The sequence below is a fragment of the Dolichospermum sp. FACHB-1250 genome (assembly GCF_014696335.1).
GTDB lineage: Bacteria > Cyanobacteriota > Cyanobacteriia > Cyanobacteriales > Nostocaceae > Dolichospermum > Dolichospermum planctonicum.
This window is the reverse complement of record NZ_JACJPZ010000023.1, coordinates 65,117-72,652: the sequence shown is the minus strand read 5'-3', so window position 1 is coordinate 72,652 and position 7,536 is coordinate 65,117. Positions and strand designations below refer to the sequence as shown.

Genomic DNA, 7,536 nt, shown 5'->3' with positions numbered 1-7,536 from the left:
TTCTTACGCGTTACTCACCCGTCCGCCACTGTCTCCGAAAAGACCGTTCGACTTGCATGTGTTAAGCATACCGCCAGCGTTCATCCTGAGCCAGGATCAAACTCTCCATTTTGTTTGAGTTTGTTTTCGCTCTAAAACTTATCTCAAGTTTCAGAATCCTCTATAATTATCTTAATGACGAGGACTGGTTTAATCTATTCTTTCAAAGTATTATTTTTTCTCGGTTCAGTTGCCGTGAGTTGTTTCTCTCCCCGGCACTTATTCAATATATCAATCCTGCCGGTTATTGTCAAGGGTTTTTCAAAACTTTTTTTAAATCGGGTGAATTTAATTTCTGAATGCTTGTGGGATAAGGGATTCAGGTTGTGTTGAGGTAGTCCAAGCAATGATGTTGTCTATGGAATATGAAAAACCCCAGCAGTGGTTTGTAATGAATACAGTTCAGCGAAGTAATTACTCATATGCAAAGGGATTAAACGCAGTGCTTATGATATTCGCTGATGCTCATTAATTTTCGCTACTCTGTCCTAGCAGTTGAGGTTAATTATTTATTTGGAGGGCTTGGAGGGAGAAGTTTTTTGTAAATTTAGTGAGGCTTTATAAAGTTGTTTTTGTAGGGTGGTGTTTTTTTGTTTTTCTAAAGTGATTTCATTGAATCTTTCAACGGGGATAAACTTTTTCACTATTTGTTGAGACTGGTTGCAGTAATTGACAGCAATATCTTTTGCTTTACCGGGTAGTGCATTGACGCTTGTAGGATCATTACAGATTACTTGGGGAATGTCTTTGCTACCAATGATTTTTTTGATTTCTTCAAAGGCTTGCTGACGGACTGGCTCCATTTCTAATACAGCTTTTACATAGTTAGTTAATTCTGTATCGTTGACATTGAAAGTTTGAGCGACTGCTTGGGAATTGAAGCCAAAAGTACCAGAAATCAGACTTACAGTGGTAATACTTGCCAAAATCAAAGGTTGAGAGAGAATTTGGTGTAACCGATTGGTTAAATGAAGACTGTAAATTTCGATCATAATATAGTAGATGACTAAGTGACACAGAAAGAAAATCAAGAATATGATAATGGGTTTGAATTATTTTCTGAACCAGAAGTTCCGGTCAAGATGGAATAAATACTGCAAATGACTCAAAATTTAACCCCCCTAGTAAACCTCTGTGGACAGGGAGAGATTTAAAATCTAGTTTTTCCTCCAGAAAAAGTAAAATTCTTAACCATTTTGAGTATATATGTTGATGGGAATATCAGTTACTGTGGCATATTTGACACATCTCGATAACTTTGGTTTGTAGTGTTGAAGTTTCGGATGCACCTTGTTTGAGGCTTACTTCCAATTCTAACAGCACAGGTAAGGCCAAGATGAGTTGCTTTAATGGGAGAGATTTTACTTCTTGTTGTATAAAATAGATACGTTTAGGGTTGGTAACTTCCGCAGCTAGAGCGATCGCTTGCGGGTTGCGTTCACCGGTTTCCATCATCATTTTCACCAATAACCAGGTGCGAAATTGACCAATGAGTGTGGCAACTATTCGTAGCCCAGGTTCAGCTGAATTACTGAGATCATTTAAGATTCCTAAAGCTTTTGGAGTATCTCCAGTTCTAATGGCTGTTGCCAATTGTAAGGTATTCTGAGTAGTATTTCTGACTAACTCAGATACTATATTTACATCTAAAGGTTTGCGACTACTTTGGGTATAAAGACGTAATTTTTCTAGTTCATTGTAGAGAAGACGGGTATCATTACCTACTGACTCTGCTAATAGTTCGACGACTAGAGGATTTAATTTTACTCCCACGGTTTGAGCCGCTTGTTGAACTGATTGAACTAATAATTCTGTTTTCCAAGCAGGAATGAGAGGAAATTCACAAAATGTGGCAAATTGTTTGAGGAGTTTTGTACTTTTAAGGCGTTCATCTGGTTTATTGCGACTGGTCAATAGTAAAGTGGAATCTGGGGGTATGACTTTAACAGTCCGTTGTAATTCTGCTAAGATATGATCTGGACAGTTTTGGCTTATACTTGTGTTAATCAGCCAGACAAAACGACCACCTGCACCAAATGGAGGTGTCATCACTTGATTTAAAGCTTGGACAATAGAATCTGCTTGTTCTGGGGGAAATGAAGTATAATTAAAACTTGTCCATAGAGGATCAAGAATGCGCTCGCGCAAAATTACTATGGCTTTTTCCATAGCAAAATCATCTTCACCCCAATAAACATAAATTGGCATAGCAATTCAAAATTTCAAATCAATTTAGTCAAATCGAGTAATTTTCCCTACAATCTATCAAAAGAGCGCAAGGTGATCAAGATTGGACGACAACTACCAAACCTATTTAAACCGGGTAGCACGCATGACGCTACCAGAAGCCTACAAAACCCAAGTTCAGCATATTCAGGAATCTTCTAAATTTAGGGTTCATGGTGGGGTCAGGGAAGCTGCTCCTTTTCCCGGTTATACCCTAATTACCCCACCTGCAGAGGAAGATGCAAATAACGCTGCTTTCTACAGCCAAATACAAGCTTATCAACAGCAACTACTAGACCTACCCATTAGTGGTGATTTGATTGTACCCGTTCCTGCTGCTAGTTTTCATCTGACAGTGGCGGATTTGATTTGGGACAGCGCTTTTGATCATGCTTGTCAAAAAAATCCCCAATTTGCTGAAGAGTTAAATTCTCAGTTATTTGAGAGGTTTCAACAATATCAACAGTTGATGACAAATGGATCTAATCCCATCTCTTGGCAAATGTTAGGATTAATTGTTATGCCTAGAGCTATAGGTGTGTGTTTAGTACCCAAGGATAAACGTTCTTATGAGGAAATTATTCAATTTCGGCGGATAATTTATCAAAATCGCAAATTAATGGGCTTAGGTATTGAGCAACATTATCATTTTACTGCCCATATCACCTTAGGGTATTTTGGTGAAATTTCACCGGAATTAGACCGGGTAAGACTCAGTGATACATTTTCTGATTTTAATCAGTCGTTGTCATTAAATATCCCAGATTTCCTCCTTAATAAGGTGGAATTGCGAAAATTTGACGATATGACCCACTATTATCGTCAACCAGACTGGCCGAGTTTATATTTTTAAAGCTAGGGGCGAATTATATTCGCTACTATAAAACCATAGTCCGCTGCTGCGGACTAGGATAAAATAAAAAGCCAACGTAATTTGCTCCTACACAAATAGATTACGCCGATACGGGGTCAGATAAAATTAAGTATAAAAACAAACACCAGCTAATTCGTTAAAGGTATGGATATTTGCAGCCTAGTTAACTGTCCTGTGGCTTTATTTTTGGTCGTTAAAGGTAAAATTTCTAACTTTCCTCCCATTAAATCTATTAAGGTTTGATTGAGTAAAAGTTTCATTCCTGGTGACAGAACTATATTTGTTTCAAATATCGGATTTTCCACTTCCATTAAATCCATAGATTCACTGATAATTACAGCATCACTTGGTATATCTAAGCAAATATTAACACAATTACCTGTGGACGACAAATGACTAGAAAGATTAATATTACCTGCTTCCTTATGCTCAATTGTACTCTCTATTAAATTGATTAATACTTGTTTAAGCCAGCGGGAATCTGCGAAAATGTAAATTTCTGGATCTGGTGGTGATAAAGTAAAAGGATAATTACAATTGGCTGCTAATAAATAAGTTAATTTATAAACTTCTTCTAAAAATTCAGCTAATTGAAAACTGTGAATATCTAATTTATTTCTCCCAGATTCTATTTTGGAAATATTCAGAATTTCATCAAGTAGTTTTAGTAACTTGAGAGATTTTTCATAAGCTTGGCCAATAAATTCCCGCTCTTCTTCGGGATTTTCACACAAATCTGCTAAAATTAATTGATGTAATCCCATTATACTACTCAATGGCGATCGCAATTCATGACTAATTCTGGCTAAAAACCCTGCTTTAAACTGACTCATTTCCTGGGCTTTATAGTATGCTAATTGGGTTTGCTTCAATTCTTGCAAAAGTTCCGTTTCTCGATGTTGTGAAGCATTTAAAGCACTAATGGGCGAAGATTCAGAAGATTCTAAAAGTAACTTATAAAAACATAAACCTATACCTATACCTATTCCTAAATATAACCAATTACTAAAATTCATCATCATCTAATTTAATACTACCTTGTCGTAAAATCTGCCAATTTTTCCCTGTCCATTTAGCAACGGTGGAAGGGATTCCTAAACCTTGGTATCCTATTGATTCTAAAGTCAGAATCTCTGGAAATTGAGATTCTATTTCCGCTTTTTTTTCCAAAGCAGGTTGACCTGATAAATTAGCACTAGTTGTAGCCATTGGACCTGTTTCCGTCAAAATAATTTGAGCAACTTTATTATTTGGGACTCTAATACCAATGGTAGTTAAATCAGCAGTATTCATCACTTGGGGAATTTTGTCACTAGCTGGTAAAACTAAAGTTAACGCACCTGGCCAATATTTATTGACAACTTTTTGCCAAATTTGGTATTCTATCTGACTACCTTGAACATAATCCCACAAATCTTCAGCAATGGCCGCCATCAAAATCAATGGTTTATCCAAACTGCGCTTTTTAGCAGTATAAATTAATTCTGCTTGTTGTGGTATGGTCGCTAATGCGGGGACTGTATCTGTGGGGAAACTGATTAATTTTCCAGCTTTAGCAGCTTTGATCAGGATTTCTAGGGAAACTTCTGTCATATTTATATTTGTAAGTGAAAGTATGAATTGTGTTTCGCGCAAAGTCGCAAAGTCGCAAAGTTTAAGATTTTAATTTTTCCTTTTTCTAGTCTAATTCAGTAAGACTGATTTTTAACACAGCTTTTTTGCAAGCAATGAAAATTCAATTTTTGCTCAGGTTTCTGATTTTATTGAGTTTAGTGGAGACAATAACTGCTTGTGGTTTCCTCTCTACTTATGCTAATTATCAGTCTGATTCTTTACCCGCACCAACAATGAATAGTAATAAGTCTTTAGTAAAAAAAGTAATTCTTATCGCTAGGGAAGAAAATTTACCACCTTTGGGTGTTCCTATTGACCCTCAAAGGAATATTGGCTTTGCTTCGGTCTTTTTACGTTTAGAAAATCCCCAATTAACTCCTGTAACTGTTAGGGTTACTAAGGTAGAAATTCGTAATTTATCAAATGAAGAGTTACAAAGTTTTCAGCAGTCACCCCAGGAAATCCAGTTAAAACCCTTAGAAAATTCTGAGGTGGTTTTGCAGTTGACTAATAAAAGCGGTTATATAGGTAGTGATAAAGTTAAAGCGATTGTTACCTATAAAATAGCAGAAGAAACTAATATAATCGAGTCAGAACCAGTTGAAGTTAGCCGTTAAGCTGTTCTGACTCTCAATATACATACCAGCAATTTTAATCGTCGAATAACATCCTAAAACCCATTAAGCTTCTAATCCATGATTTAGAGATTTTTACGAGCTACAGCAAAACGCTCAATTCCAGCTAAATCAGCATGAATGGAAATATTGCTATAACTACCATGATTTTCTAACAATTCTGCCACGGTTTCTGCCTGTCCCGCCATCATTTCCACCAACCAAACGCCACCAGGACGCAAATAATCGGGGGAAACTGTGATTAAATGACGAATATGGTCTAAACCATCTGCACCACCGTCTAAAGCTAAATGTGGCTCGTGTTTAACTACTTCCGGTTGTAAAGTGAGGACAGTATCACTGGGAATATATGGCGGGTTTGATATCATACAACTAAATTGACCTTTGAGAAATTCCAAGGGTTGCCACCAAGAACCGTGATAAAATTGAATCCGTTCCCCAAAACCTAAATTTTTAGCATTGGTTTGGGCTACGGTTAAGGCTGCGGAACTAATATCTACGGCATGAATTGTGGCATTTGTCAATACCTCGGCTATGGAAAAAGCGATCGCTCCGCTACCAGTTCCCAAATCCGCCCAGTGTCCTGCTCTCATGTTATCATCACCAGCAGTGATCGCTAGATCAATTAACATTTCTGTTTCTGGTCTGGGAATTAAGACTCCTTGGTTAACCGTGAGTTGAAACTTGCGCCAAGATGTCATACCTGCTATATACTGGACTGGTAAACGATCATTTAATCGCTTTTGCCACAATTGCTCTAATTCTGTTAAAGACAATTGTATGGGGATTTGATCCCAATTCTTGAAATTTTCCAAACGCAGTGCCAATCTGTCTAAATTCGTAATTGTTTGTAATAGCCAGTCTACTTCCATTGGAGGTATATCCGATGCTGTAGCGGCTTGAATAGAGGCATTGCGCCACTGCCAAAGTTCTAAACCAGAAACTATTTGATTTAGCTCTAACATACTGATTATGGCGGGTAAAGGTAATTTGGTGTTTATGGTAGTATGAGTTATATTTCGCGCCAAGACGCTAAGGAGCAAAGACGCAAAGTTGGAGATCAGAGGTTTTCTGTGGGTATTCAGTGGAAAAAACCATATCTTATGATTTCTAATACACAATGGGGTAAATTAGTCAACCATTACAAATCTTTGGTTTTTTATACTCCAATTTATCAAAGACGGTTATAGTGATTCTGGGTTGGGGATTATTTTTTCTTTTGTTGGTTTGGAGGTAGAGAACGAATAAATTCTATGGACTCTCGTGAGGGAAACAAGAAAATTTTACTAGTGTTGGGATCTTTGCTTTCAGTCAGTATTTTAATCACTCCATCTAAATCTACTACTTGAATTTCTGTATTTGCTGCTTCCTGTGGTTTAGCTTTTTTGAAGGCTTCTAAAAGCGCCACTGCTTGTTCTTTATCGAAATAGAAGGGAATGTAACGTTCATTACTTTGGGAAACGGGAATTGTCAAATAGTTGTTTCCCTGCTTAAATTTCGGCACAAATAAAGGAATACCATTAAATTGCTGAACAGGTTTCCCACTGGAATTCAAAATACTTTTAGCTGAGTCAACTTGTTGTTTTGTGGGTACTAAGGTAAAAATTACCCCGGAATCTTTTTTCTTTTTATTTTCTAACACCAGGTTATAGTAACCTGCTAAAGAAACAGATCTAACCTGGATAGTGCTTGCTAACTGAGGATTTTCTTTTTTCAGCTTACCTTCGAGGAATTTTTGAGCATCTTGCTTACTAATAAAAAAGCCTATTTGGGAAATAGTTTTGGATTGATTTTTTCTGGAAATAACTACAAATTCACCTTGAGGATTAGCCAGTGTAAATACTGGTACTTCTTGTAAGGCTTTTACTACTTGCTCCTGTGGTAACGCTAATGCTTGCGAGTTATTTATTCCTGATATTCCCGCAAATATCACACTCCCCGCAATACCTAAAGTTACGCCCCAACGAACTAATGATTTCATGATTACTCCTCACTTTAATAATTTAATTAATGTCAACAAATATACAACTTATTGTCGTATTTATATACATTAATCAGTTTTAGTAATGTTTTATAAGACCCATTACCAATTACCCATTACCCATTACCCATTACCCATTACCAATTACCCATTACCAATTACCCATT

Annotated in this window: 9 protein-coding genes and 1 rRNA gene; 3 read left to right on the top strand and 7 right to left on the bottom strand. The window is 36.8% G+C overall.

The window, feature by feature from the left end:
- From H6F39_RS10450 to holA, 3 genes are all read right to left on the bottom strand, one after another.
- A 16S ribosomal RNA gene (locus H6F39_RS10450) occupies nt 1–112 on the bottom strand; the annotation flags it as partial.
- A 436-nt stretch (nt 113–548) separates the two neighbouring features.
- A complete protein-coding gene (locus tag H6F39_RS10445) occupies nt 549–1,031 on the bottom strand; it encodes a DUF4168 domain-containing protein (protein ID WP_137906909.1) in 483 nt (160 codons plus the stop codon).
- 229 nt (nt 1,032–1,260) lie between these two features.
- Entirely contained in the window at nt 1,261–2,247 is a 987-nt protein-coding gene (gene holA, locus H6F39_RS10440; RefSeq protein ID WP_137906908.1) for a DNA polymerase III subunit delta, read from the bottom strand.
- An 82-nt stretch (nt 2,248–2,329) separates the two neighbouring features.
- Between holA and H6F39_RS10435 the strand changes: the two genes are divergently transcribed.
- The gene (locus tag H6F39_RS10435) at nt 2,330–3,118 is read left to right on the top strand and encodes a DUF1868 domain-containing protein (protein ID WP_190396662.1); all 789 of its coding nucleotides are present in this window, start codon (nt 2,330–2,332) and stop codon (nt 3,116–3,118) included.
- Nucleotides 3,119–3,267: 149 nt separating this feature from the next.
- Here H6F39_RS10435 and H6F39_RS10430 read toward each other — a convergent pair whose 3' ends face one another.
- Both H6F39_RS10430 and H6F39_RS10425 read right to left on the bottom strand, forming a co-directional pair.
- Nucleotides 3,268–4,161: a sensor histidine kinase KdpD gene (locus tag H6F39_RS10430; RefSeq protein WP_306420173.1), complete on the bottom strand. Its 894-nt coding sequence runs from the start codon at nt 4,159–4,161 to the stop codon at nt 3,268–3,270.
- Complete coding sequence (locus H6F39_RS10425) at nt 4,145–4,732, bottom strand: L-threonylcarbamoyladenylate synthase (protein ID WP_137906907.1); 588 nt, start codon at nt 4,730–4,732, stop codon at nt 4,145–4,147. Before H6F39_RS10425 ends, H6F39_RS10430 begins: the two co-directional genes overlap by 17 nt.
- Before the next feature lie 134 nt (nt 4,733–4,866).
- On the opposite strand from H6F39_RS10425, the gene H6F39_RS10420 reads away from it, so the two are divergent.
- Nucleotides 4,867–5,370 (top strand): hypothetical protein, encoded by a 504-nt coding sequence (locus tag H6F39_RS10420; RefSeq protein ID WP_190396661.1) that lies wholly within the window; start codon nt 4,867–4,869, stop codon nt 5,368–5,370.
- An 83-nt stretch (nt 5,371–5,453) separates the two neighbouring features.
- Here the strand turns inward: H6F39_RS10420 and prmC are convergent, their stop codons facing one another.
- Entirely contained in the window at nt 5,454–6,353 is a 900-nt protein-coding gene (gene prmC / locus H6F39_RS10415; protein ID WP_137906905.1) for a peptide chain release factor N(5)-glutamine methyltransferase, read from the bottom strand.
- A 42-nt stretch (nt 6,354–6,395) separates the two neighbouring features.
- On the opposite strand from prmC, the gene H6F39_RS10410 reads away from it, so the two are divergent.
- The gene (locus H6F39_RS10410; RefSeq protein WP_137906904.1) at nt 6,396–6,578 is read left to right on the top strand and encodes a hypothetical protein; all 183 of its coding nucleotides are present in this window, start codon (nt 6,396–6,398) and stop codon (nt 6,576–6,578) included.
- Nucleotides 6,579–6,595: 17 nt separating this feature from the next.
- Here the strand turns inward: H6F39_RS10410 and H6F39_RS10405 are convergent, their stop codons facing one another.
- On the bottom strand, nt 6,596–7,369 hold the full coding sequence (locus H6F39_RS10405) for a Tic22 family protein (protein ID WP_137906903.1): 774 nt from the start codon (nt 7,367–7,369) through the stop codon (nt 6,596–6,598).
- Nucleotides 7,370–7,536 lie beyond the last annotated feature (167 nt).

Excerpts from the sequence above, each read along its gene's own strand:
- H6F39_RS10445 (WP_137906909.1), bottom strand. The coding sequence starts at position 1,031 with ATGATCGAAATTTACAGTCTTCATTTAACCAATCGGTTACACCAAATT.
- holA (WP_137906908.1), bottom strand. The coding sequence starts at position 2,247 with ATGCCAATTTATGTTTATTGGGGTGAAGATGATTTTGCTATGGAAAAA.
- H6F39_RS10430 (WP_306420173.1), bottom strand. The coding sequence starts at position 4,161 with ATGATGATGAATTTTAGTAATTGGTTATATTTAGGAATAGGTATAGGT.
- H6F39_RS10425 (WP_137906907.1), bottom strand. The coding sequence starts at position 4,732 with ATGACAGAAGTTTCCCTAGAAATCCTGATCAAAGCTGCTAAAGCTGGA.
- H6F39_RS10420 (WP_190396661.1), top strand. The coding sequence starts at position 4,867 with ATGAAAATTCAATTTTTGCTCAGGTTTCTGATTTTATTGAGTTTAGTG.
- prmC (WP_137906905.1), bottom strand. The coding sequence starts at position 6,353 with ATGTTAGAGCTAAATCAAATAGTTTCTGGTTTAGAACTTTGGCAGTGG.
- H6F39_RS10410 (WP_137906904.1), top strand. The coding sequence starts at position 6,396 with ATGAGTTATATTTCGCGCCAAGACGCTAAGGAGCAAAGACGCAAAGTT.
- H6F39_RS10405 (WP_137906903.1), bottom strand. The coding sequence starts at position 7,369 with ATGAAATCATTAGTTCGTTGGGGCGTAACTTTAGGTATTGCGGGGAGT.